Source organism: Brevibacillus parabrevis (genome assembly GCF_022701015.1).
Taxonomy (GTDB): domain Bacteria; phylum Bacillota; class Bacilli; order Brevibacillales; family Brevibacillaceae; genus Brevibacillus; species Brevibacillus parabrevis.
Genome location: NZ_CP064090.1, coordinates 34,249 through 58,615, shown reverse-complemented (window position 1 = coordinate 58,615; position 24,367 = coordinate 34,249). Strand labels below are relative to the sequence as shown.

19 protein-coding genes are annotated in these 24,367 nt (G+C 50.8%); 12 read left to right on the top strand and 7 right to left on the bottom strand.

Annotated features, from left to right (window positions below):
* Window positions 1–66: 66 nt before the first annotated feature.
* On the top strand, window positions 67–1,014 hold the full coding sequence (locus tag IRJ17_RS00260; protein ID WP_122966304.1) for an ABC transporter substrate-binding protein: 948 nt from the start codon (window positions 67–69) through the stop codon (window positions 1,012–1,014).
* Entirely contained in the window at window positions 1,011–1,832 is an 822-nt protein-coding gene (locus IRJ17_RS00255; protein ID WP_242772667.1) for an alpha/beta hydrolase, read from the top strand. The genes IRJ17_RS00260 and IRJ17_RS00255 overlap by 4 nt, the downstream gene beginning before the upstream one ends.
* A gap of 93 nt (window positions 1,833–1,925) precedes the next feature.
* On the opposite strand, the gene IRJ17_RS00250 is transcribed toward IRJ17_RS00255, so the two are convergent.
* The 5 genes from IRJ17_RS00250 to IRJ17_RS00230 form a co-directional block, all read right to left on the bottom strand.
* Window positions 1,926–3,674: a hypothetical protein gene (locus tag IRJ17_RS00250; protein WP_242772665.1), complete on the bottom strand. Its 1,749-nt coding sequence runs from the start codon at window positions 3,672–3,674 to the stop codon at window positions 1,926–1,928.
* Window positions 3,675–3,897: 223 nt separating this feature from the next.
* Window positions 3,898–4,614, bottom strand: coding sequence for an ankyrin repeat domain-containing protein (locus IRJ17_RS00245; protein WP_409362248.1), 717 nt, complete (start codon window positions 4,612–4,614; stop codon window positions 3,898–3,900).
* Window positions 4,615–4,663: 49 nt separating this feature from the next.
* Entirely contained in the window at window positions 4,664–6,145 is a 1,482-nt protein-coding gene (locus IRJ17_RS00240) for an S-layer homology domain-containing protein (protein WP_242772663.1), read from the bottom strand.
* 147 nt (window positions 6,146–6,292) lie between these two features.
* A complete protein-coding gene (locus IRJ17_RS00235; protein WP_173597144.1) occupies window positions 6,293–6,988 on the bottom strand; it encodes a response regulator transcription factor in 696 nt (231 codons plus the stop codon).
* Window positions 6,963–8,465, bottom strand: coding sequence for a sensor histidine kinase (locus tag IRJ17_RS00230; RefSeq protein WP_122966299.1), 1,503 nt, complete (start codon window positions 8,463–8,465; stop codon window positions 6,963–6,965). Before IRJ17_RS00230 ends, IRJ17_RS00235 begins: the two co-directional genes overlap by 26 nt.
* A 155-nt stretch (window positions 8,466–8,620) precedes the next feature.
* Between IRJ17_RS00230 and IRJ17_RS00225 the strand changes: the two genes are divergently transcribed.
* The 3 genes from IRJ17_RS00225 (at window position 8,621) to IRJ17_RS00215 (ending at window position 11,452) form a co-directional block, all read left to right on the top strand.
* On the top strand, window positions 8,621–9,418 hold the full coding sequence (locus IRJ17_RS00225) for a carbon-nitrogen hydrolase family protein (RefSeq protein ID WP_122966298.1): 798 nt from the start codon (window positions 8,621–8,623) through the stop codon (window positions 9,416–9,418).
* Window positions 9,419–9,610: 192 nt separating this feature from the next.
* Window positions 9,611–9,859 carry a hypothetical protein gene (locus IRJ17_RS00220; protein WP_122966297.1) on the top strand — a complete coding sequence of 83 codons (249 nt, stop codon included), beginning with the start codon at window positions 9,611–9,613 and terminating at the stop codon, window positions 9,857–9,859.
* A 201-nt stretch (window positions 9,860–10,060) separates the two neighbouring features.
* Entirely contained in the window at window positions 10,061–11,452 is a 1,392-nt protein-coding gene (locus IRJ17_RS00215; protein ID WP_173597142.1) for an L-cystine transporter, read from the top strand.
* A gap of 72 nt (window positions 11,453–11,524) precedes the next feature.
* Here IRJ17_RS00215 and IRJ17_RS00210 read toward each other — a convergent pair whose 3' ends face one another.
* On the bottom strand, window positions 11,525–13,171 hold the full coding sequence (locus tag IRJ17_RS00210; protein WP_242772661.1) for a peptide ABC transporter substrate-binding protein: 1,647 nt from the start codon (window positions 13,169–13,171) through the stop codon (window positions 11,525–11,527).
* 289 nt (window positions 13,172–13,460) lie between these two features.
* Here IRJ17_RS00210 and IRJ17_RS00205 point away from each other — a divergent pair, with 289 nt between their 5' ends.
* The 5 genes from IRJ17_RS00205 (at window position 13,461) to IRJ17_RS00185 (ending at window position 21,397) form a co-directional block, all read left to right on the top strand.
* On the top strand, window positions 13,461–14,765 hold the full coding sequence (locus tag IRJ17_RS00205; protein WP_122966293.1) for a hypothetical protein: 1,305 nt from the start codon (window positions 13,461–13,463) through the stop codon (window positions 14,763–14,765).
* Window positions 14,766–15,003: 238 nt separating this feature from the next.
* A complete protein-coding gene (locus IRJ17_RS00200; protein ID WP_122966292.1) occupies window positions 15,004–16,590 on the top strand; it encodes a M4 family metallopeptidase in 1,587 nt (528 codons plus the stop codon).
* A gap of 503 nt (window positions 16,591–17,093) precedes the next feature.
* Window positions 17,094–18,641: an AbgT family transporter gene (locus IRJ17_RS00195; protein ID WP_173597139.1), complete on the top strand. Its 1,548-nt coding sequence runs from the start codon at window positions 17,094–17,096 to the stop codon at window positions 18,639–18,641.
* A gap of 32 nt (window positions 18,642–18,673) precedes the next feature.
* A complete protein-coding gene (locus IRJ17_RS00190) occupies window positions 18,674–19,933 on the top strand; it encodes an amidohydrolase (RefSeq protein ID WP_122966290.1) in 1,260 nt (419 codons plus the stop codon).
* 60 nt (window positions 19,934–19,993) lie between these two features.
* Window positions 19,994–21,397 (top strand): M20 family metallopeptidase, encoded by a 1,404-nt coding sequence (locus IRJ17_RS00185; RefSeq protein ID WP_278189471.1) that lies wholly within the window; start codon window positions 19,994–19,996, stop codon window positions 21,395–21,397.
* A gap of 160 nt (window positions 21,398–21,557) precedes the next feature.
* Here IRJ17_RS00185 and IRJ17_RS00180 read toward each other — a convergent pair whose 3' ends face one another.
* Complete coding sequence (locus tag IRJ17_RS00180; protein WP_242772658.1) at window positions 21,558–21,800, bottom strand: tyrosine-type recombinase/integrase; 243 nt, start codon at window positions 21,798–21,800, stop codon at window positions 21,558–21,560.
* Window positions 21,801–22,480: 680 nt separating this feature from the next.
* Here IRJ17_RS00180 and IRJ17_RS00175 point away from each other — a divergent pair.
* Together IRJ17_RS00175 and IRJ17_RS00170 are read left to right on the top strand one after the other, a co-directional pair.
* The gene (locus IRJ17_RS00175; RefSeq protein ID WP_242772656.1) at window positions 22,481–23,245 is read left to right on the top strand and encodes a hypothetical protein; all 765 of its coding nucleotides are present in this window, start codon (window positions 22,481–22,483) and stop codon (window positions 23,243–23,245) included.
* Between the two features lie 76 nt (window positions 23,246–23,321).
* Window positions 23,322–23,876, top strand: a complete 555-nt coding sequence (locus IRJ17_RS00170) for a hypothetical protein (RefSeq protein WP_217022489.1) — start codon at window positions 23,322–23,324, stop codon at window positions 23,874–23,876.
* Window positions 23,877–24,367: the final 491 nt, after the last annotated feature.

The following is a 24,367-nucleotide window of genomic DNA, read 5'->3' as shown; positions in this document are numbered from 1 at the left end:
GAGCAAACCGTTTATAATCCTCCTAGTGAAAATCATTATCAACGATGAATTGCAGGGAGGATACAAATGAAACGGGCACTTATGCATACATTTATGCTCATCTTGCTCGCCACGACAGTTGTCGGATGCGGCCAGGCAGCAGCGCCAAAAGAGGAGCCTGTGCAAGCGGAAGCGAGCCAGACCAGAAAAGTCCAGGATGCAAAAGGGGAAGTGGAGATTCCGGCTCATCCCAAACGGATTGCGGACATTTCCGGCGCTTCCGAGGAATTGCTGATTTTGGGGCATACGCCTGTCGCTACAGCCAACACGGATTCATACGACCATGAGAAGCCGTCGCTCTATGTGCGGGACAAGCTGAAAGATTCCAAGATCGTCGGTTTTTACATGATGGACACGATCAATATCGAGGCAGTGATGTCGGCTGAGCCTGATTTGATCATCATGAATGCCAGACAGGAAAAAATTTACGAGCAGTTGAAAAAAATCGCGCCTGTCGTCGTGCTGAAAAACAGCCTGGAGCAGTGGCGGGAGCGGTTTACAGAGGTCGGCACGATTCTCGGACAAGAACAGGACGTCCAAAAATGGCTGGCTGACTACGATGCCAAAGCGAAAAAAATCGGCGAGCAAATCAAGGCGAAATCAGGTAATGAGTCGTTCTCCATCTTCCTGGCGCACAAAAAAGGGCCGTATTTGTTGGGGAGCGAAGGGGCAGGCTCGGTGCTTTACGATGATCTGGGACTGCCGAAGCCAGCGACGTCGCCTGACACGAAGGAAAAGACGATGGTGCTCCTGACGCTGGAAGGCATCACGACGATCAACCCGGACCGCATCGTGCTCCTGCACCCGGAAGGCGGCGAGCAAGCTTACAAAGATTCCGCTGTATGGCAAGGGCTGAAAGCATACAAAAACGGGAAAATTTACTACCTGCCAGCAAATCCGTACTACAACCAGGCTTACATGCCGATCGGCAAGGAGCTTCTGCTCGATACGCTTGAGCAGACGTTGAACCAATGAGTGAGCTGGAGTGGAAAACAGCGGGCATTCCCTGGACGAAGCAGTTGACGATGACAGCGACTGGCAGCGGGCAGGCATATCGCATCTATTTGGCAGTGCCGCCCGGAGAGGCGCCAGAAGCAGGGTTTCCGGTCATGTATGTGCTGGATGCCAATTCGGTGATCGGAACGGTAGTGGAGGCGGTTCGTCTGCAAGGCAGAAGCCGGAATGGCCAAGGCAGTCCAGCCGTCGTCGTAGGGCTCGGTTACGACGAGGAGATTCCTTTTGCCACTGCACGGTTTACCGATTACTCCTTGCCTATGCCGATTGACGAGCTTCCGCCTTTTTCCCGAGGGGGAGAGTGGCCGCGGCAGGGCGGAGCGGACGACTTTTTGCGCTTCGTATTGGAAGAGGTTCGGCCCGTGGTGGAGAGCATGGTCGCAATCAATCGCGAGCGCCAGGCCATATTCGGTCATTCGCTGGGAGGATTGTTCGCCCTGCATACTTTGTACACGCGCCCGGAGGCATTTTTCGCTTACATAGCCGGAAGTCCATCGATTGATTGGTACAAGCGGCTGATTTTGGCGGAGGAGCAGGAGTTTGTCTCCCGCTTGCAGCGCGGCGGCCAGCCAAAACAATTGTTCATCGGAGTTGGCGAAGAGGAAGAGACTCACCCGACGCGAATCAACGAGCATGCGCGAGGTGTGGCCGAGCGACTGGGAGTGTTTGGCGATTGCGGGCTGAACGTGTCTTTTGAACAGTTTGCCCGGGAAAACCATATCTCTGTTTTGCCTGTACTGATCAGTCGTGCTGTGCGCTGGTTTTTGCAAAGCGTGTAACAAGCATGGGCAATAAGAAAAGATGAGCGTGACAACAGGTGCTGCACCGCCTGTATGTCTGCTCATCTTTTTTGTTTTGCTGCCCACTCCGTTTCAGGAGGTAGCCAACACTTGCTGGGCTTGCACGTATGCCGTGGAGCTTCGCACATGCTCCAGTTGGAAATGACCGAGATAATGCGCCCGGATCTCGTCCAGCGTCTTCTGGGCGGGCTGGATAAATTCCCGATCCCAGTCTTCGGGAGGGGATTCGAGCGATATGCCTTTTTCGTTGAGGATGTGGAACAAGTCTCTGTCTGCCTGGGTAGGAATCCACCACGTATAGACAGGATTGGTCTGGCCTTTGAGCAACGATTCCAGCATGAACTTCAAATACTCCGCTGTCGAAAGCTGGCCGTAGTTCACATCAAATTCTGGCCCGGGAGCCGGGTATTGCTCTGGATAGCGGAAGGGGCCGTAATGAATGGAGATGCCGAGAAAGCCGACAGGCGGGATGTTGTTCCCGTACCCGGTGAGCGAGAACGGCAAATCGGCTGCGAAATGCAGGCGCACGATGACGGAATTGATGAATTGCTGTTCAAAAAAGTCTTCTTTTTGCCAGATTCCCAGGTCGCGGGCAATCGTATCCCAGTAAATGATCGACGTGTTGTGCGCCAACCAGAACGACGACGACATTTCCTCGAACGTCTTGAAAAAATCCTGATCGTGCTCGCTGAACGGGTCGATCAAGTCGTACCATTTGAAATAGCCGTGCTTTTGTCGCCAGCTTTGGGCAAGCAGCAAGAAGTCGATCAGCCGCTGGATGCGCGGCTCCGAGCTTTGCTGGTTGTTGGAAAAAAGATGTGTCGCTTCCAGCAGGTCAGCCGTAAAGTTGCCATTGACGAAGTCCCAGTAATTCACGTCTCCGGCCTGGGAGCGGTGCTCGTTGACCCGCTTCGTCTCCGTTTCCCAGTGGGCAAAAGTCGTGACGTCAATCCCGAAGTACAGCTCGAAAGGCAGCAGATCGCCAAGCAAATGGAAACGGTAAGGGCTGGACTGCTGAAACCATGTTTTGATGAAAGCGAGCCGGGAGGACGGGGGAACGACGATGGCTCTTTCCAGGTAGCTGGTTTTGGCGATGTCTGCCTGAAACTGCTCGATCGAGGTGGAACGGGCGACAAACGGCGAAGAGGAGGCGAGAAAATCGACGCCGTCTTCATCGTTGTCGTACTGCACAAGAATATGTGTGAAGCTGCTCTTGGCTTGGGAAGACAAGACGAGCTGGCCCCAGTGATGAGCCGTGCCGTTGTCGATGGCTCCGATGATGACGACAGGCGTATCTTTTTGTCCGTTGAACGCGATGACACCGTAATCCTCGATGATAATTTTGTGCTGGCAGCGGACATTGATGGAGGCGCCAGCTTCGAAGCTGACGCAGACGCCTGCGGGAATCGTTACGTCTGTCGGACCAATCATGTACGGCCCGCCAGCGGCAGTAAACTCGCGATCATCTTCCATAGTTCCGCACAGGCGGACGTACTTGTCCACGTGAAGCTGGCAGGAATGCTGCGGGTCAGGGTCTGGCCCAATGGTCAGCTTAATGTAATAAAAGCCGTCTTCCGGAGGAAAAAAAGGCAGGATGAGGCTGCCTCCCGGCGTGTAGCGGACTTCGCACAGTTTCGTTCCGTGCATATCGTACACTTCAATACCGGAGGACGGGTGCGTCACATTGCTGATATGGATTTCGATGGCCTCTTTGGAAGTGAGGAAAAGCTTGTACATTTCGATGTGAGGATCGATGTCTGGTGACGCTTTGCGAATGGGCTTGTCTGTTTCCAGCATGGATACGTTTGCGAGAGTATTCATGTTACGCCGACTCCTATTCGAAAGATTCAATCATATGTAGGGAATGCAAGACCAGGGGCACTTGAATATTGGATATTATTAGTATAAGACGCGCGAGTGGGGAAAAAGTTTTGGGAGAAAGCAAGTCTTTTGGACTAGGGAAGCAGCAAGAAAAAAGGACGGGAGCGCCAGCGTGACTGACGTTCCTGTCCTTTTTGGCTGGATGAAGCGCAGAGGAGGTCGCTTACTTTCCGCCCGCTTTTGCGAGCATGTCGACCATCTCGCGGAAGCCGCGTTTTTTCGCGTGCGACAGAGGGGTGACCCCGTCGGAATCCGCCAGATTCACGTTCGCGCCGTGCTCGATCAAAAGCTGGACGATTTCCTGATGCTTTTTGCCGCCATCTCCGAGGATGACTGCTTCCAGCAAGGCTGTCCATCCGAGATTGTTGACGTGGTCGATGTTGACATCAGAGGTGGTTAAAAGCTCGCGGACGATTTCTACATGACCGCGATCAGCCGCAGGGATGAGGGCGGTGCCGCCAAAGCGGTTGGTGATCGTCGTATCGGCCCCTGCGGCAATGCTTGCCCGGACGAAGTCCAGCTTGCCTTCTGCCCCGGCGTACAGCAGCGGATTGTCGGAGCGGTCATCGCGAATGTTGATGTTGGCGCCATGTTCCACCAGCAGGTTGAATACTTCCAGTTGATCCGTGTGCACGGCGATCATGGCTGAAGTGCGGCCGCGCTCATCTGTTGCATTGATGTCAGCTCCGTCAGCAAGCAGCTTTTGGATCGTTTCCTTGTCTCCTTGCTTGACTGCTGCAAGCAGTGCCTGGTTTCGCTTGTCCATTTCTTCTTTCACCACCTGGGTCGCTTGCTGCTCGCCGCTCGCAAGCAGGGTGTCCATGTTGGCCGCACAGCCTGACAGGAACAGGGCGACAGTCAAAAAGCTTGCTTGCAGCATGGCGAACCCGCCCCTTTCTTTCGTTTTCATTGCCAGCATATCCAGCGGCTTATTCGACTGTCAGCTTGGCCTGGGATTTGCCAGCCCAATCGCCGACAGGTGTTACCGTATAGGTTGTGTCTGCTTTCAGTTTACCATCTTGCTGAAGGTCAAACACGCCTGTTGCCCCTTTGCGGCTGGAATATTTGTAGGTGGCGAGCAGCTTTTCGCCATCTGCCGAAGTCAGTTCTACACTGCGGCCGGAGAACAGCTCGTCTTTTGGATCGGCAGTCAAGGTAACGGAAATCGATGTGTCACTGAGCGCTTCTGCTTCGCTCAACGCAAGCGGAGCGACTTCCTGGGCGACAAAAGTCGGGTTGGCGATATTGGCCCAGTCAGATGTGACGGTGTACGTGACGCCCGGTTTCAATACTTGACCTTCCGGCAGACGGAATTTTGGCTCCTGGACTCCGTCAGTCGATTGTGTGAATGGCACGTATTTCGCGATAATCGGCTCGCCGCCAGCAGGGGTAATCGTCACTTGTCTTGCCTGCATGGACGAAATGACTTGATACGTTTTGCCGTCTGCGCTGTTGCTGTCGTCAAGCACAAAGGCGTTTGCGCCACGTCCTGCACTGTAAGCGGAGATGATGTATCCGTAGTCGACGACCCCGTTTGCTTTCAGTGCTTCGACTTCAAATGTGTCGTTTGTCACCTGTCTTGCCTGGGTCATGTCAAGCTTCGTTGCGTTGCCAGCAAAAGTTCCTGCCTTGTTCCCTTTGTAGGTCAACGTGTAAACTGTCCCAGGCTTTTGTACGGAAGTCGGCACGATATAGGTTGCGACAGAGCCAGTTTTCAGACGCGGCATGTTGGTCAAGGTCAGACCGTCGTTGAAAGCAAAGTCTTCCTTGGCTTTTGCGAATACTTCATCCTGCGCCGTCAGTGGCGCGTCAAAGGTGACGATCAGGGTGATGGCATTCAGCGCGCGTGCGCTGGTCACTTTCGCATTGGCGGAAGGGATCGCTTTGTGAGCGGTTTGCAAAAGGAAGGCAACTTCGCCGCGGGTGACGCTTCCGTTGGCGGAGGAGAGGCGTTCTGCCCAATGTTGAACGGATTTCGTATCGCGTCCGAGCGCCTTGGAGACGATCTGGACCAGTTCGGCGCTTGTCACCGTTCCTTGTGGGTCAAAACGTCCGTCTTTCGCCTGCATGATTTCTTTGCCAACCAGTTCGGCAGCGTAGTTGTAATACCATGCGCCCGGGTTCACATCGGAAAAGCTGACGGTTTGCTCTGCCTTGCCTTGCAAGCCGAATGTGAGTGCGATCATTTTCGCCAGCTCGGCGCGGGTGACTTGCTGGTGGATGCCCATCGAGCGGTCTTGATAGCCTTGCATGACGCGAAGCTGGGTCATTTTGCTGACGGCTTGCTGGATTTCCCCGGCGCTGAGCGGAGCGGCTGCTGTCTGTGCATGCAAAGCGGCGAAGGGAAGGGATGTCGCTCCGAGAGTAGTAGCGAGCAGCACAGCTGCCAGTTTATTGGATACCTTTTTCATGTATAGTCCTCCTCGGTCAAGATCAGGTTAGGTGTTTCTGTTTGGCTTACCTGTATGATAGACGAGGGGTCTAAACTCCCGAGAAACGCGAGATTAACAGTTTCTAAAAAGGTTCTTAAAAAAAGATAAAAAAACCGCCTGAAATGCTCAGACGGTAAAACGGTACCCGGCACCCCAGACGGTTTCGATATATTGCGGATTGGACGGATCGACCTCGATTTTTTCCCGCAGCTTGCGAATATGCACGGTGACGGTTGCGATATCTCCGCTGGAATCCATCCCCCATATGCGTTCAAACAGCTCGTTTTTGCTGAACACCCGGTTCGGATGCGTAGTCAAAAATTCAAGTAAATTAAACTCTCGTGTAGTAAAAATGACTTCCTCGTTGCGCACGAACACCCGGCGCGAAGCTTTGTCGATGAGCAGCCCGCGGATGTGAATCTCGGACTTGGCTGCAGGCTCCTTGTGGGATGTCAGCCGTTCGTAGCGCGTCAGGTGAGCTTTGGCGCGGGCCACCAGCTCGCTTGGACTGAATGGCTTGGTGATGTAATCGTCGGCTCCGAGGTTGAAAGCGCGGATTTTATCGATTTCTTCTTTTTTGGCAGAGACGATCAAAATCGGCACTTCTTTCGCCTGTCTGATTCGGCTGCACAGTTCGAAGCCGTCCATGCCGGGCAACTGCAAATCGACGATAATCAGGCTGTAGTCGTCGTGCAAGGCGAGCTGCAAGCCTTCGTTTCCGGTGTGGCACAAGTCGACCTGAAACCCGTTCAGTTCAAAATAATCGCGTTCCAACTGGGCGATTGTCGTCTCATCTTCAATGATGAGGATGCGCGTCGTCATATGTGTCGGCTCCTCCTTGCTGATTCATTCGCGGCAAGCTGAAAAACAGGCTCGTGCCGCTGCCTTGCTTGCTTTTCACCCAAATCTCGCCGCCGTGTCCTTCGATGATCTGGCGCGCGATGGAAAGACCGAGGCCGCTGCCGCCCGTCGAGGAATTGCGCGATTGCTCGGCTCGGTAAAACCGTTCGAAAAGGTGAGGAATGGCTTCTTCGGGAATGCCGATTCCGTTGTCTTTGATTTCAACGGTCGCCCACTTTGGGTCAGCCATTACCGAGACGAGAATGTGTTTATCCGGTTTGTCCATGAACTTCTGGGCGTTTTCGATGATGTTGAGCACGGTTCGCTTGATTTTTTCCAGATCGGCGATAACCGCGACGCTTTCCTGCGGGCGCTGTTCCCATTGCAGGCGGATGCCTTTCTCCTCCAGGTCGTAGTGCAGCTCGTCGATGCAGTCGTCCAGGAAGCTGGTAATATCAACAGGCTCAAACGTAAACGGCACCTGTTTCAGATCGAGCTTGGAGTAGAGGAACAGCTCGTCTACGAGCTTGTCGAGATCGACTGCTTTGGCGTAAATGATGTTGACGTACTTATCCATTTTTTCCGGCGTATCTGCGACGCCGTCCCGAATGCCCTCGATGTAGCCTTTGATGTTTGTAATCGGCGTTCGCAGGTCGTGCGAGATGTTGGAGATCAGCTCTTTGCGGCTCTCCTCATCCTGCAAGCGAAGCTGTACGGACTCTTGCAACCGTCTGCGCATGTTCTCGAACGCTTCGTTCAACTGACCGATTTCGTCCTTGCTGCTCTCCGGGAGGGCGAAGTCGAGATTGCCTTCCTTGATGTTCTCCGCAGAGTGGCGAAGTCTGTCCAGCGGCTTGACGACGCTGCGGGTAATCCAGCGGTACAGCAGCACGTTGGCGACGATGAGCACTCCGAGCAGCAGACAGACGAGAATCGGCAGCAGCCTGCGGGTTACTTCGCTGAACGGGCTGCGCTCGCGAATGACGAACACGCTGCCTTTTGCCCCGTCCGAGTAGAGAAAATCGAACTTGGCGTAGGCGTAAAAGCGCTCCCCGATGTTGAACGTGTTGCGAATCTGGCTGTTGTTCAGGTCGTAGGGAGGCAGGCTTTTTTCCAGCTCCGGCTGGTTGAACGTGAGCGATTCGAACACTTGGTTGCTCTCCCTGCGCACATACAGGCCAGCGCGTACCGTTTTGAGCTTGAAGTCGTAGTCTTGCAGCAACGACTTGTCGAGCAGCTTATCCGGCTCGTTTTTGGCGAAGTATTTCAGTTCGAGAAAAATCGACTCCTCTTGTTCGGTGAGCGGGTTGAGCTGATAGTGCACTTTATAAAAATCGCGAAAGCTGTGAATGTCGCCTGTCGCTGCAATCGTAAACAGGCTGGCTGCGAGAAAAAACATGAGCAAACTGATGACCAGCATCCCCGTGTAGGAGAGCAGCAGCTTGACGCGGATGGACATAAGACTCACCTCTCCTGGTGGCTGGGGTGTACAAAAGATGACAAGTCCATTATATACAAGGAAGACAGTCGGTAAAGCATTATTGCTTGGAACTGGGCGAATATCCGTTATACTAGCAGTAGAAGAACGGGATGAGACAGGGGGATACGATACCGATGAAAGTAGCCATAGCACAGCTTACCGCGACGATGGACAAAGCGGCCAATCTGCAAAAAGCACAAGAGTATATCGAGAAGGCCAAAAAAGCGGGGGCTGACTTTGTCATTTTGCCTGAGATGTACAGCGCTCCAGCGACGCCCAAGTCGGGTGTGACGCCAGCCGAGGTGGCGGAGAAGCTGGACGGACCGTTCGTTTCTGGACTTTCAGCAGCAGCGAGACAGCACGGGATTTACGTCGTGTGCGGTGTGTTCGAATCGATCGAGGGCGACGAAAATCGCGCTTACAACACGACAGTCTTCCTCAATCGCGAGGGCGAGCTGATTCACGCGTATCGCAAGACGCATCTGTACGACGCATTTTCCTATATCGAATCCGATTTTATCGCGCCGGGCGACAATCCGTATCAGGTGGTGGAGACGGAGTTTGGCAAAATCGGGCTGATGGTATGCTACGAGGTGCGCTTTCCGGAGATCGCCCGCCAGTTTGCCTTGCAGGGAGCCGATATTTTGTTTGTGCCGGCTGGCTGGGTAGCGGGTGCGATGAAGGAGGATCATTGGGAGACGCTGGTGCGTGCGCGGGCGATCGAAAACACGATGTTCATATGCGCAGCCGACCAGGTAGGCAACATCTTCGCGGGACGCAGCATGTTCGTCGATCCGATGGGAGTGGTCATCGCCAGCGCCGGAGAAGAAGAAACTTTGTTGATCACAGAATTGGATCTGGATCGGATTCAACGCGTGCGAGGGAAGCTGCCGAGTGTAGCAAACCGCCGCGCAGAGCTGTACACCAATTAAATACATGGGATTTCTGTAAAAGAACAGTCAGTCGCACCACAGGGCAACGTGGGGGCTGATTGTTTTTTTGTTTGGGAAAAGAAAAGTGGTCAGGCACATTTTCGTTTTTCCTTCATAGGATTATAGTAGATATTCTTCATTTTTAGAGCCCTTATGCAAGCGTTACCATCATGCGAAAGGAAGTGTGTGCGAATGTTCTGGTTCGTATGGGCTGTCGTCGGTGTCGTTGTCTGGTGGGCAATGAACAGTATCATGACAGGTAAAGCGGCAGGAACAAGCTGGTGGGCTTCGCTCATCGCTGCGCTTCTGGGCAGCTGGCTTGGGGATTTGGTGTTGGGAGATTGGCTGTGGCTGTGGGCTGGCTTCAACGTCATTGCCGGGGTCATCGGGGCGGTCGTCCTCACCTGGCTGTGGAACTTGCTCAGCAAACAGGCGAAGTAGCATAAAAGCAGGAAGGAATCGTCCCTGTGGCGGTTCCTTTTTTTCGTGGGTACAATCAAAATCAGCGGCACGAACGAAAGTGTACATTTGGGCTATTTTCGCAAAAATCTTACTTGACCAGTAGGAATTGTTGGTAATATAACTATATCTAGGCCGATACTTATGACAGAGAGAGTATTTGATGCAACAGGAGGGGAAAACATGTCAACGATACTTACGATTGTCAACATTGTCCTTATGCTTTTATTCATTGGCGGTTTGTACGCTTTGCAAAAGAAACATATTTCTTTTTCCAAAAGGGTATTTGTCGGTCTGGGACTCGGGATTGTCTTCGGTCTTGTGCTGCAATTTGTTTACGGAGTCAAATCGGACATTTTGAAAGACTCGATTGACTGGTTCAATATCGTAGGAAAAGGCTACGTGAAGCTGCTGCAAATGATCGTCATGCCGCTGGTGTTCATCTCGATCCTGGCTGCGTTTACGAAAATGAAATTGTCCAACAACATCGGCAAAATCAGCTCGCTGATCATCGGGCTGCTGGTGGGAACGACCGCGATTGCCGCAGCGATCGGGATTGCCTCCACTTTTGCCTTCAATCTGGACGGAGCGCAGTTCCAGCAAGGAGATGCAGAATCCGCCCGCATCGAGCAAGTAGAGCAACGCCTTGGCGACATCCAGAACATGACGTTGCCCGCGAAAATTTTGGAGCTGCTCCCGGCCAATCCGTTTCTGGACTTGACAGGTGACAGAGCGACTTCGACGATTGCCGTCGTTATTTTCGCCGCGATTATCGGCATCGCCTATTTGGGTGTGAAAAAGAAAAATCCGGAGCAGGCCGAACTGTTCTCCAAAATCGTCGATGCGATTCACGCGATCATCATGCGCGTCGTGACGCTGATTTTGCGCCTGACCCCATACGGTGTGCTGGCGATCATGACGCGGGTGACTGCGACGAGCGACTACAATGCCATCTGGCAGCTTGGAAAATTCGTCATCGCTTCGTACGCGGCGCTGATTCTCATGTTTATCGTGCACTTGCTGATGCTGGCGTTCGCCGGGCTGAATCCGGTCACTTACGTGAAAAAAGCGTTCCCTGTCCTGACCTTTGCCTTTACGTCCCGCACGAGTGCAGGGGCATTGCCGCTGAACGTGAAAACGCAAACGCAAGACCTGGGCGTACCTGAAGGAATCGCCAACTTTGCCGGCTCGTTCGGTCTGTCGATCGGGCAAAACGGCTGCGCAGGAACATACCCAGCCATGCTGGCGATCATGGTTGCGCCTATCGCGGGTATCGATCCGCTGACGCCTTCTTTCATCCTGACCTTGATCGTGGTCGTGGCTCTCAGCTCCTTCGGGGTTGCCGGAGTAGGGGGCGGAGCTACTTTTGCCGCACTGCTTGTTCTGTCTACGCTGAACCTGCCTGTAGCGATTGTGGGCTTGCTCATTTCTGTCGAGCCTTTGATCGACATGGGACGCACAGCGCTCAACGTGAGCGGAAGCATGACAGCAGGTCTTTTGACGAGCAGGGCGACCAAAGAGCTGGATACAAAAGTATACAACGGCACAGAGCAACAATCGTCTGTGACCGTCTAAAAGCCAAAGCAAACAGGCTGTGCCATGTCGAAGAGACAGGTACAGCCTGTTTGTTTACGCAAGAGCAATCGGCTAGCGGGTGACGGATGTGTACTTGAAGTACGCCCCGCCGAGCGGGAAGATGATGAAATCTTTCACCTTGTCGTTCTTCACATACGGGCTTCCCCGGAAGTTGATCGGAGCGAGCGGCATTTCGTCCATCAAAATCGTTTCGGCGTCCAGCAAAATTTGCTTGCGCTTGTCGAGGTCAGGCTCGTTGTAGCTCTTGTCGATCAGCTCCTTGAACTTGGCGTTTTCCCAGTCTGGATGGTTGTTGCCGCCTGTTTTGTCGCGGAACATCTCCAGGAAGTTGATCGGATCGTTGAAATCTGCGCCCCACTGGAAGCGGATCAGGTCGAAGTTGGCTTGCGAGCGCATGTCCCGGTACACTTTCAACTCTGCGTTGTACAGCTTGACGTTTACGCCGAGCACTTTTTTCCACTGGTCTTGCAAAGCTTCTGCCACTTTCTTGTTCGTGTCGGTAGTGTCGTACGTGTAAGTCACGGTCGGGAAGGCTGTCAGGCCAAGCTCTTTCATTCCTTCGGCCAGAAGCTGCTTCGCTTTTTCGTTGTCTTCTTTGAAGTAGCCGTCCGGTTTCAGGCCCATCGAGGTCGGCACCCATCCGTAGGCGGCAGGAACGCCGGTTTGCAGGATGTTGTCGATGATTTCCTGACGGTTGATGGCGTAAGCGAAGGCTTGTCTGATTTTTTTGTTGTTGAAAGGCGGCTTGGTCGTATTGAAGACGACAGACTGTGTGCCAGGGTTGTCAGCGACCATCAGCTTGCCCGCGTCCTTCAGGGAAGGGATCGCGTCTGTCGGCAGCGTGGAAGCAGGATAGCCGCCCCAGTCGATATCGCCATTTTCAAACATGGAGAAAGCTGTATTGTTGTCTTCGATCATGGAGATTTCCAGGCGGTCCAGCTTCACGTTTGATTTGTCCCAGTAGTTCGGGTTTTTGGTGAAGACGATTTTGCTTTTGTGTTCCCATGTATCCATGATGAATGGGCCGTTGCCCACGATCGTCTTCGCTTCTGCCGCCCAGTTCGGGCTGCTCTCGACTGTTTTTTGATGGAGCGGGAAGAGCGTCGGGAAGAAGGTCAACTCACGGAAAAACGGAGTAGGCGATTTCAGGTTGAACTCAACGGTGTAATCGTCGACCGCTTTTACACCTACGTCGTCGGCTTTTCCTTTACCCGTATTGTATTCCTCTCCTCCTTTAATGTAGTAAAGCTGATAGGCGTACTCGGATGCCGTCTTGGGATCGAGATTGCGTTTGATCGCGTACACGAAATCGTGGGCAGTGACCGGATCGCCGTTGCTCCATTTGGCGTCCTTGCGAATCTTGAAGGTGTAGTTCATATAGTCCGGTGTATTGGTAAAGCTCTCCGCCGTAGCATTGGTCAGCTGTCCGTTCAGGTCGTAGCTGGTCAAGCCTTCAAAAGCGGCGTAAATCATGTCGAAAGAGTCGGCGTCGACGGCGATGCCAGGGTCCATGGAAGGCGGCTCGCTGTTGATGCTCCACCGCAGCACCATCGGCTCTGTCTTTGTAGCCTCAGTCGGTGTGGCGGAGGGTTGCGAGGTTTGGCCCGCAGGCTGGGAAGGCGTCGAAGAGTTGGAACAGCCTGTGATTACCCCGAAAAGCAAGGTAAGACAGGTTGCAAGCGCAATGCCCTTTTTCATGTAAATCCCCCTTGAAAATGATAGAAACATATATTCAGAATATTTGTTGGCGTTTTTTTTAGCAAAGGTAATTTTTATATTTCCCGGTAAAAAATTTTTTCGTTTAGCTGATTAACAAAGTATTTGCTGCTAATAGTAGAAGACACTCATGTTCGTGCAAGCAATGAGGCAGTTAACTAATTTAGCGGGCAGAATGATGACAGCAGTAGACAAAGCACACGGCAAATGATAAGAATGAGGTAATTAATCATTTTAGCAGCTATCAAACCAGGTAGGAGTAAACGCCCTTATGTATAAAATCGGTGTGGTGGGTCCGCCCCCTTCAGTAGAGCGGATACTGGCTGTTGCCAATGAGTTTGAGCACGAAATCGAGTTTGTTCCTTTTACCTATGAAGATGCGAGAGAAGTGAGCCAGATTGTGCAGGAGCATAATCCGGAGTTTAACGGATGGTTTTTTTCTGGTCCGATTCCTTTTACGATCGCCAAAAATGTGCTGAGCCCGGATGCGAATATCGTCTACTGCCCGCCAACCGGCTCCAATCTGTACCGTTGCTTCATTCAGATGTCGATCGACCATGACGAGGTTGTGAAGCGTGTCTCCGTCGATATGATCGATTCGGAAGGGACGTATTTGCGCGAGGCCATGTCGGAGCTGGATATTCCCGCGGAAGAAATGCACGTCATGACCTACGACGAGCATTACGACCCGGAGGCCATTACGCAGTTCCACCTCTCGCTGTGGCGGGAAGGGAAGACGCAGGGAGCTTTCACGACCTTGTTTTCCGTCGAACGGGCATTGCGCGATGCAGGCATCCCGGTCTATCGCGTGTTGATGACGAAGATGGAAATTCGCCAGGCGATGAAGATCGTCATCGAAAAAGCGAAAAGTTCGTATTTCAAGCATACCCAAATCGGCGTGGAAATCATTGAGCTGGAGCAGTTTGACAAAATTGCCGAGCGGGCGAAGACGCGGTTCCATCTCCAGCATCTGGAGCTGAAAATCAGGGAAATCTTGCTGTTGCTTTGCGAACGGCTCGATGGCTCCCTGATGGCAAACGGCAACGGGCGCTATCAAATTTTCAGTTCGCGCGGCGCGATCCAGCGGGAAATTGAGATGCTTCGGCATACGGTAGAGCAGCTCTCGCTGGAAGCGGACGTGCCCGTGGCAGTCGGCGTAGGCTTCGGAGACACGGCCTTTTCAGCGGAGAACAATGCGCGAAAAGCGGTCCAGCATGCCAAAGAACGGCCGCAGTTTGGGATTGTGGTCGTGCAGGATAACGGCGTGATGATGGAATCGGTGGGCGAAGCGGAGGAACTGGAGTACGCCTACCGTTCGAACGACCGCGAGCTTTTGGAAAAACTGAACAAGGCCAACGTCAGCGTCAAAACGTATTACAAGCTGAGGGCGCTTGTCCAGCGCATGGGCTGGAAATCATTCACGACAACAGACATCGCGGCGTATTTGTCCATGACGGTGCGAAATGCCCAGCGAATCATGGGCAGTCTGTGCGAAGTGGATCTCGCGGAATACAAAGGCGAGGAGCAACAGGCTATGCGCGGCAGGCCGAAGAAAATATATACGCTGAAAAAGTAGACAACACCCGACATTTCGGGTGTTTTTTTTGTCGATGGGAAGCGACTTTAGTGTCATTTCGTGGCGAGAGTTCGGAGGGCAGCGTTTTTGGCTGCGAGGTTTCGTCAAATCATGTAGAAGCAAGTAAGAAGTTGTCGAGAAAAAAGAAAAGAGAAAAAAAGGGATTTTTTCCAGAAAAAGCAAATAAGATAAAATGTTTCATACATTCATAATATTTTGATTGGGGGAGTTTTTTAGAATGAAAAAGTCTTATGTTGCAACCAGCTTGACTCTTAGTATTGCCGTGGGCGTGTCTGGCTTCGCATCGGTTCCGGCGCTGGCCAAATCCAAAGACATCGACTACAGCAAGGAGTGGGAAACACCGCAGTACATCGGGGAGAAGTGGGAACCGGATGGAGAAAAAGGCGACGATATCGTCTGGTCCTACCTCGAAAATTACAAAGATCAATTCCAGATTCAAGGAGATGTCGCCGATCATTTTCAAATTGTGAATGAGGTTCGCAACAAGGAAACGGACACAAAGCACTACCGTTTGCAGGAGGTCTATAACGGGATTCCGATTTACGGTTTCCAGCAAACCGTTCACATAGACGCTGATGGCTCTGTCACGTCTTACCTGGGGCAGTTCATTCCCAATCTCGATAACAATGATGATCTGACAAAGAAACCGAAGCTTAACGCACAAAAAGCGTTGAAGAAAGCGATCAGTGATGTGGAAGACGAAGTGGGCGAAAAGCCGGACTTCGTAAATGATCCGGAGGCAGAGCTGTATATTTACGTACATGAAAACGAAGCTTACCTGGCGTATGCGGTTGAGCTGAGCTTCCTGGACCCGGAACCAGGTCGTTGGATGTATTTCATCGATGCGCATAGCGGAGACGTGATCAACAAGTACAATACGATCGACCACGCAACAGGAATCGGAACAGGCGTGCTCGGCGACAGCAAGCAGTTCGAGACTTCGCTGCAAAGCGGCAAATATGTGATGAAAGACACGACGCGCGGAAAAGGTATCGAGACGTATACTGCCAAAAACCGCTCCACGCTTCCTGGCACGCTTATGTCAGACAGCGACAACAATTGGACGGACGGAGCGGCAGTCGATGCGCACGCCTATGCGCAGCAAGTGTACGACTACTACAAAGACGTCCACAATCGCAACAGCTATGACAACAAAGGCGCCTTGATCCGCTCTACTGTCCACTACGGCAACAATTACAACAATGCATTCTGGAATGGCTCGCAAATGGTGTATGGAGATGGCGACGGCAGCACATTCATATCGTTGTCCGGAGGTCTGGATGTAGTCGCTCACGAATTGACCCACGCTGTAACCGAAAAGACAGCGGGGCTGGTGTACCAATACGAATCGGGAGCTTTGAACGAGTCCCTCTCCGATATTTTCGGTGCGATGATCGACGACGACGATTGGCTGATGGGAGAAGACATCTACACCCCAGGAACAAATGGAGATGCGCTGCGTTCCCTGGAAGACCCAACAGAGTATGGCGACCCGGATCACTACAGCAACCGCTATACCGGCTCCCAGGATAACGGCGGCGTTCATATCAACAGCGGAATCAACAACAAAGCTGCGTATTTGCTGGCAGAAGGGGGCACGCATCACGGGGTAACCGTGAACGGGATCGGTCGCCAAGACACAGCGAAAATCTACTACCACGCGCTGACTCATTACCTGACGCCGTACTCCAACTTCTCTGCGATGCGCCAAGCTGCTGTTCATTCGGCCACTGACTTGTTCGGTGCAAATTCTCCGCAAGTAGCTGCTGTGAATGCAGCGTATAGCGCGGTAGGCGTGAACTAAACAATAAGGCATGGCAAAGAGGCAACCACTCAACGGGTGGTTGCTTTTTTGTATGTAAAAAAGCAGACGAAATCATTTTCTTATGGCAAAAAACCAGTGGGAAGTGCCGTTGGAAGGGAAAATAACTTAGGTCTAAAGCACTGATGTAGTCAGGTCTGGAGTCCCGGATAAATCATGGAAGCTTTTCTATTTTTCAAGAAGTCAAACAACTCTATTGAAAAAAAGTTACTCAGGTTATATAATTCAATTAAACGAAATTGTCTTTTTGTATTCGCATATTGTGAATGGTGACTGAAACAAAGACCAGGAAAGGAGTATCGGCACGACGACAAGCTTTACTGCGTTTTTGAATGAATGGATTGCGTTGAGATTAAAATGAAAGGGCTTTCACTTTAATGCCAGCATCCAGACTGATCACTCATTCAGAACGTCGTTGTTTCGCCAACGAAATAAACGAGAATGATGGTTACCAACAGAAAGAAACGGCCTAGGGGGAATGCTCAATGAGTGCAAACAACGTACAAATCGATCGGAATGAGCAATATTCGCAAGGAATCGGCCTGGTGAAATGGGTAGAGCGAGTGGGAAACAAGCTGCCGAACCCGTTCATGCTGTTCCTTTATTTGATTGCTGCTTTGATGATCATCACTGCTGTTTTGTCTATTTTCCACGTCACAGCAATCGACCCGATCAAGAATGAGCAAGTCCAGGTAAAAAATCTGCTCAGCCAGGAAGGCTTGCAGTGGCTTTTGCCCAACATCATTAAAAACTTCTCCGGGTTCTTGCCGCTCGGTTCGATCTTGACGCTGATGCTTGGCGTAGGGCTGGCAGAGAAGGTCGGTCTGCTGGAAGCAGTCATTCGCAAAATGTCGCTGCGCGTCAGTGCGCGCTATGCCAGCTATCTCGTTGCTTTCATCGCGTTTTTCAGCCACGTGTCTTCTGACGCTGCGTTCGTGATTATGCCGCCGCTTGGCGCGTTGATCTTTTTGGCTGTCGGACGTCATCCGGTGGCAGGGTTGCTCGCCGCGATTGCAGGTGTTGGATCAGGCTTTTCCGCCAATATCCTGATCGTGACGACAGACGTATTGTTGTCCGGGATCAGCTCGGAAATTTCCAAGTCGGTCGATCCGAACATCACTGTGAGTGTGCTCGACAACTGGTTCTTCATGTCCGCGTCCGTCCTGCTGCTTTCCGCTGCGATTGGTTTTATCACGGACAAATTTGTGGAACCGCGCCTGGGTGTTTACAAAAGCGAAGGCAAAAACGAAAGAAAACTGGAAGATTTGTCCGATATCCAAAAGAAAGGCTTGCGTGCCGCTGGTATCGCAGCGCTGGCGTTCATTGCCGTCATGGCTGTGCTGGTCGTGCCGGAAAATGCGCTCTTGCGTGATCCGAAGCTGGGAACAGTCGTACCTTCTCCATTCATTTCAGGGATTGTTCCGATCATCTTGCTCTTTTTCTTCACCGTAGCGATTACGTACGGAATCAAAGTCGGAGTGATCAAAAAGCAAAATGACATCCCGGCTCTCTTGACTGACCCGATCAAAGGCATGGCAGGATTCATCATCATGATTTTCCCGCTGTCCCAATTCGTGGCGATGTTCAACTGGAGCAACATGGGCAGCTTCCTGGCGCTCTCGATTACCGATTTGCTGGAGCAAATGAACATGAGCGGAGCACCTGTGTTTATCGGCTTGATGTTTTTGTCCGCGTTTCTCTGCATGTTTATCGCCAGCGGTTCCGCCATCTGGTCGTTGCTTGCCCCGGTGTTTGTACCGATGTTCATGGCGCTTGGCTTCCATCCGGCATTCGCGCAGGTGGCGTTCCGGGTTGCCGACTCTTCGGTCATTCCGTTTGCGATCGTCTCACCGTTTATCCCGCTGTTCCTCGGCTTTTTGCAGGAATATAAAAAGGATGCGAAGCTGGGCACCTATTACGCCTTGATCATGCCGTATCCGATCGCGATCTTTATTTTGTGGACATTGCTCTTAGTTGTTTGGTATTTCTTGGGTCTGCCAATCGGCCCTGGAGTTTATCCGATCATGAAGTAGAGATGACTCCAGAATGAACAGGAGGAATTGATATGTTGGATCTGGTTTCCCTTCGAAGAGATTTTCATATGCATCCGGAAGTGGGCTTCACAGAGTTTCGCACCGCTTCCAAAGTGGTAGAGTTGTTGACTTCCATGGGTTATGACGTCATTTACGGACAAGACGCGATGGATGGCGATTCCCGCAGGGGATTGCCGTCCGAGGAAGTGCTGGAAGCCGCATACGAAAGAGCGTTGCGGGACGGCGCCAACCCGGAGATCGTTGCGAAAATGCGCGGCGGCTACACGGCGGTGATCGGCGTCAAAAAGGGCAGCAAGCCCGGGCCGACGGTGGCTTTTCGCTTCGACATGGATGCTTTGCCAGTTTTGGAGAGCACCGATGCAGACCATTTTCCGCAAGCGCACGATTTCCGCTCCCGCTATGAAGGCAACATGCACGCATGTGCCCATGACGGGCATACGACGATTGGGCTTGGCGTAGCATCCGCGCTGGCAGCAGGGGATTTCGCCGGGACGTTGAAGCTGATTTTCCAACCTGCGGAGGAAGGCGTCCGTGGCGCGTACTCCATCGTGCAAAAAGGGATGCTGGACGACGTGGACTACATTTTCTGCCACCATCTGGGGGTTAACGTCCCGCTTGGCGAAGTGCACGGCGGCTCTTACGGGTTTTTGGCTACGACCAAAATGCTCGCTCATTTTTACGGCGTTTCTTCCCATGCGGGCGCATCGCCGGAGCAGGGGAAAAATGCGCTGCTCGGCGCGGCTACAGCTTTGCTCAACATTCATGCGATTCCGCGTTTTAGCACAGGGGCGACTCGCGTGAATGTGGGCGTGCTGGAAGGGGGAACAGCGGCAAATATCATTCCGGCTTATGCGAAGATGATTGTCGAAACCCGTTCGGTGTCTGAGGAGGTCAACGCCGAGGTGGAACAGCGCGTTCGCACGATTATCGCGCACAGTGCAGCCATGCATGAGCTGGAGCACAAAATCGAAGTAGTGGGGGGAGCGATCCCGATCAACTACGACGAGGAAATGGCTGTGTTGGCTTTGGAGGAAGCCAAGCAAGTCGAGGGCTTTACTTCTTTTAAAATGGGCGAGTACAACTCGATGGGCAGCGAGGACGCGAGCTTCATGATCAAGCGCGTTCAGGATCGCGGCGGAAAAGGAACGTACATGGCGATCGGAACCGACATTCCGGCTCCACACCATCATCCGAAATTCGATATTCAGGAAGAAATTTTGCCGCGCAGCGTCGAGCTGCTGAATCGGATTGCAAGACGGCTTCTTACGTAAAAGAAACCCTCTATCGCTCTCATGCTTTGATCAACTACGACCTGGAGAGGATGTTTCTTGATGGATACCAAACGAATTGCAGAAATGATCGAAAGTAAACGGGATTCTTTTATCAAAGTGAGCGACCGCATCTGGGAGTTCGCGGAGACGCGCTTTCAGGAGTACCAATCGGCTGAGCTGTTGGCGCAGACGCTTGAGTCAGAAGGCTTCCAGGTGGAGCGCGGAGTGGGCGGGATTCAGACGGCCTTCATCGGCAGCTTCGGCAGCGGAACTCCGGTTGTGGCGATCCTGGGCGAGTTTGACGCGCTGTCGGGAATGAGCCAGAAAAAAGGCCAGGCCAAGGAAGAGCCGGAGGTGCCGGGGGCAAACGGACACGGCTGCGGACACAATCTGCTGGGAACCGCTTCGCTTGCGGCCGCAGTAGCCGTGAAGCAGTATATGGAAGAAAACAATTTGCCAGGTACGGTTCGTTACTACGGGTGCCCAGGGGAAGAGGGCGGCTCAGGGAAGTCGTTCATGGCGAGAGCCGGGCTGTTTGACGACGTGGACTTCGCCCTTTGCTGGCATCCGATGGGCTACAACAGCATCATGGCAGTCGAGTCGCTGGCGAACTACCAGGTGTATTTCAAGTTCAAAGGCAAAAGCGCTCACGCGGCAGCGAGTCCGCATCTGGGCCGCAGCGCGCTGGACGCAGTCGAGCTGATGAACGTCGGCGTAAACTACTTGCGCGAACACATCATCACGGATGCGCGTGTGCACTATGCGATCACCAATTCTGGCGGGTTGTCGCCAAACGTCGTGCAGCCATACGCAGAGGTGCTCTACCTCGTTCGTGCGCCAAAAGTCGATCAGGTGCAAGAAATTTACGAGCGCGTGTGCAAAATCGCCAAAGGCGCGGCGATGATGACCGAAACGGAAGTCGAGATCGTGTTTGACAAGGCTTGCTCCAATCTGGTGCAAAACCGGACGCTGGAAGAGGTCATGTACAAAAACTACCAGGAGCTGGGTGTTCCCGTGCATGACGAGGCGGAGTTGCAACTGGCCAAAGCGATGCGTGCCACGCTGTCTGAACAGGAAAAGGCAACAGCGGAGAGACAGTCGCCGGGTACGCCTGACCCGGACATGGTGACATGGCTGAACCCGTACAACGGCGGGACGATTCCGCTGAACGGCTCGACAGACGTTGGCGATGTAAGCTGGATCACTCCGACCGCCCAGTGTACGACTGCTTGCTTTATCAACGGTTCGACTTTGCACTCGTGGCAATGGGTGGCGCTGGGAGCTACTTCGATGGCGCACAAAGGCATGCTGCACGCCGGAAAGGTCATGGCTGCTACGGCGGTGGACATGCTGCAAAACCCTGAGCTGATCGCGAAGGCAAAAGCGGAGCTGAAGGAGCGACTGGGCAGCAAAGAGTATGTGTGCCCGATTCCTGACGGGGTTATGCCTTCGGTGAAAAAGTAAAGGATTGTTATCGCTCCTCATGTGTTGGCTTGTGGGAGGCAATAGGTAAGTTTCATAGGTGCAAGAAAGGTGCAGCTTCTCATTTTATCGTGAGGAGGCTGTGCCTTTTTTGTTGGGGTGGCTAATCAAGTTTGAGATGGAAGGCTCCATCGGATAGGGGTTACAAAACGTTGTTGCACCAACGTTTTGTATGATGCATGCGAAGTAAGGAAAAGGTAGTCAGTCGAGCAGTATAGTGGAATATGCTTTTCATTACTGATAAGTATTTCAGGCATGATCCGAATGAGTATTTTGGGTTGCCCTTTTCATCAATTTTGTCTACGTACGCTTGAATCCATTTCTTAATATCGGATCGCCTTATCTTCATGATTCGTTTGTTCTCAAATTCGGGCTTAATGTGCAAGCGAATGATTATTTCAATTTGCCTAAAAGTTGAGTCTTTGAGTTCATTACTTTATGGGCTTTCCAGCTATCTACCACCTCATCAAACAGCATATTGCGATATTCAATAAATCCTCTCCTCCACTTTTGCTGCCTCGATCTCCCCTTCCTTTTTTGTTTTGAATGTACCAATGCTAAATTCATCACCGTCGCGAGACACCCTTGCTTGCCACCTACCACTAGGTAGTTTTCTAAACGTCGCCATAATAATCCTTCTCATTGAGAACGTACGTTCTTTTTGAGCGTACAATAAACAGTCTTATGGCTGGAAAGCGCTACTCGAAAAATTCCAGAACTCATAAAGGCTCAAAGCAAATGGTGTATGGGGCAAGTGAAGCACCAACACCGTATTTTTCCTTGTATCAATTAATGGCCGAATCGAGAAAATCTTCAGTTACGCCAAGATATATAGCAAGTTCATGGCGATTACGTATGCCCTGTCTATGGGCTTCAATAATAGCAGATAGTGGAATGAGCTTGTAAAGCTATGGGACTTGGCCAGATTGTCAGATGGTATCATAAAATCATTATGTAATTATATCCTCATATTGCCAATTATACCTTTATTTAATATAATTACAAAAGCATGCATGCAAATGGTGTTCACCTATATCTTTCATTAGTTATATTAGGGGTGAAATTGTGAGTTTTTTTAAAAAGACAAATAGTTTAGTATTAGCTTTATCCTTAGCTATCGTAACAATTCTGTCGCCAACTGCAGCCGCTTATGCAGAGGAACGAGTCGAAGTTTCAAAGGTAGCAAAGAAGAGTCAACAAGGCGAGTTAACAGAAGAAGAAACTGTAACAGAGGAAGACGAAATACAAGAAGCAGAATTACGAGCTGCTCCTTTGATTCCAATTGTTTTAATCATAGTAAGAGCAGGTGTTATGTACATTAAGTATAAAAACAAATTGGAAGAAGCTTATGAAAAAGTAAGAGAATCCTATGTAAAAAAAGAAGTCGAGGAACTTTATTCCAATAAGATCGAAGATAGAGATAGAGAATGGGATGGCGACGTAAAAAGTGACACAACTCTAAAGGTATTCAAACTAAAAGGGTATCCAGATGGTATTCACCTCGAATTCGGCGATCCAGATGACTATGGAATGACACATATACTTGCAAGACACCATCCAGAATATTGGACGGGTGACTATAATGGTTATGATCGTGATCCTCTATCAATGTTTAATCCCAGTACTTCCATGAGGGATATTGAAAAGATTATTCAAAGTGTAATTGATTACAGAGAGAACTCTCAATGGATGAAGGAGCGACTTGATCAGGGCAACTATAAGCCAAAAGGATATGTTGGTTACCACGATGGTAACTTATATAAGTTAGTAGTAAGTGGAGGAAGTATCACCACTCTTTATCCATATGGTTGGAATGAAGTCGAAGAATAATATTTGAGTAATTAAAATAGCCCTAGTTTTCCTCCTAGGGCTATTTCATTCTATATATAATATTGGAGGAGAAATAATGTTTAGCGTTCATACATATTTATTAAAAGGAAACAGTGTAATAGCTTCAGAGTTAAATCTTGACCATGTACATAAAGGTGTTATCCTAGAAAATATTGAACACTCCTTTATAGATATTCGGAACGAACTCGCAGTGAAGCAATACTTTAAACCAAATAAGAAATTTTTCCGGGAAGCAATCCTGATAAAGTTCAATGACGAAGTTATTTTTGATTTTACCTATTATGACTTATCACTTTGGAGCTCTTTTGCTTCTTTAATTGAAGATTTTTTGGCGACAGACTCAAAAGCAACAGAAGAAACTGTGCACTACCAAGCAATTATTTCGTTAGAAAACACCGATCAAGATAAGGTATTATTTACTGTAGTTAAGATGAACAAAATTCAATTAGAAATTGAGTTACCAAAATACTCCTTCCTTCATGCTTTAGTGGATGAAGGATTACACTATTTCACTACTATGTGCAATTATGGATATAGCCATATATCTATTACAAATATGAGATCTTGTTATGAAGAACTTACAAGGCAGCTAGATAAATTGATTGAGTAATGCGTTTGTCTCACACCTAACTCTATTTCGGTTGCGGGCTACGGTTGAGGACTATTTGAAAATTAATATAGAAGAAATTGGAACGTATAAAGAGAAGTGGCGGAATGAAATCGTGAACAAGTTTTTCACCAAAGATGAAAGAAGGAAGTACATCGAGAAATTTGTTGGAAACCAAAAGTAACATAGTTATAAGCCTCGCACAGTAAAAGCGGGGTTTTTATCTGTCCATGTAATCGACATCTACGCTTTCAACAGCTCGACAACGAACGCCTGTGCGTTGCCAAGTGATCGATTGCGCTTTGCTCTTCCATGAAAATTGGATTTCGAAATTCTCGGTTGTCTGCCATAAGGGAGCAGGAAGACGTCTGACTGATGTGAAAAATTCCTCGTAAACACTGCGAGGGATTTCGGAAAATCTGCGTAAATTAACGTGCCGATTTCATGCCGATTCAAGTTAAGAAATTATGAAATGGCATGAAATAAGCATTTCC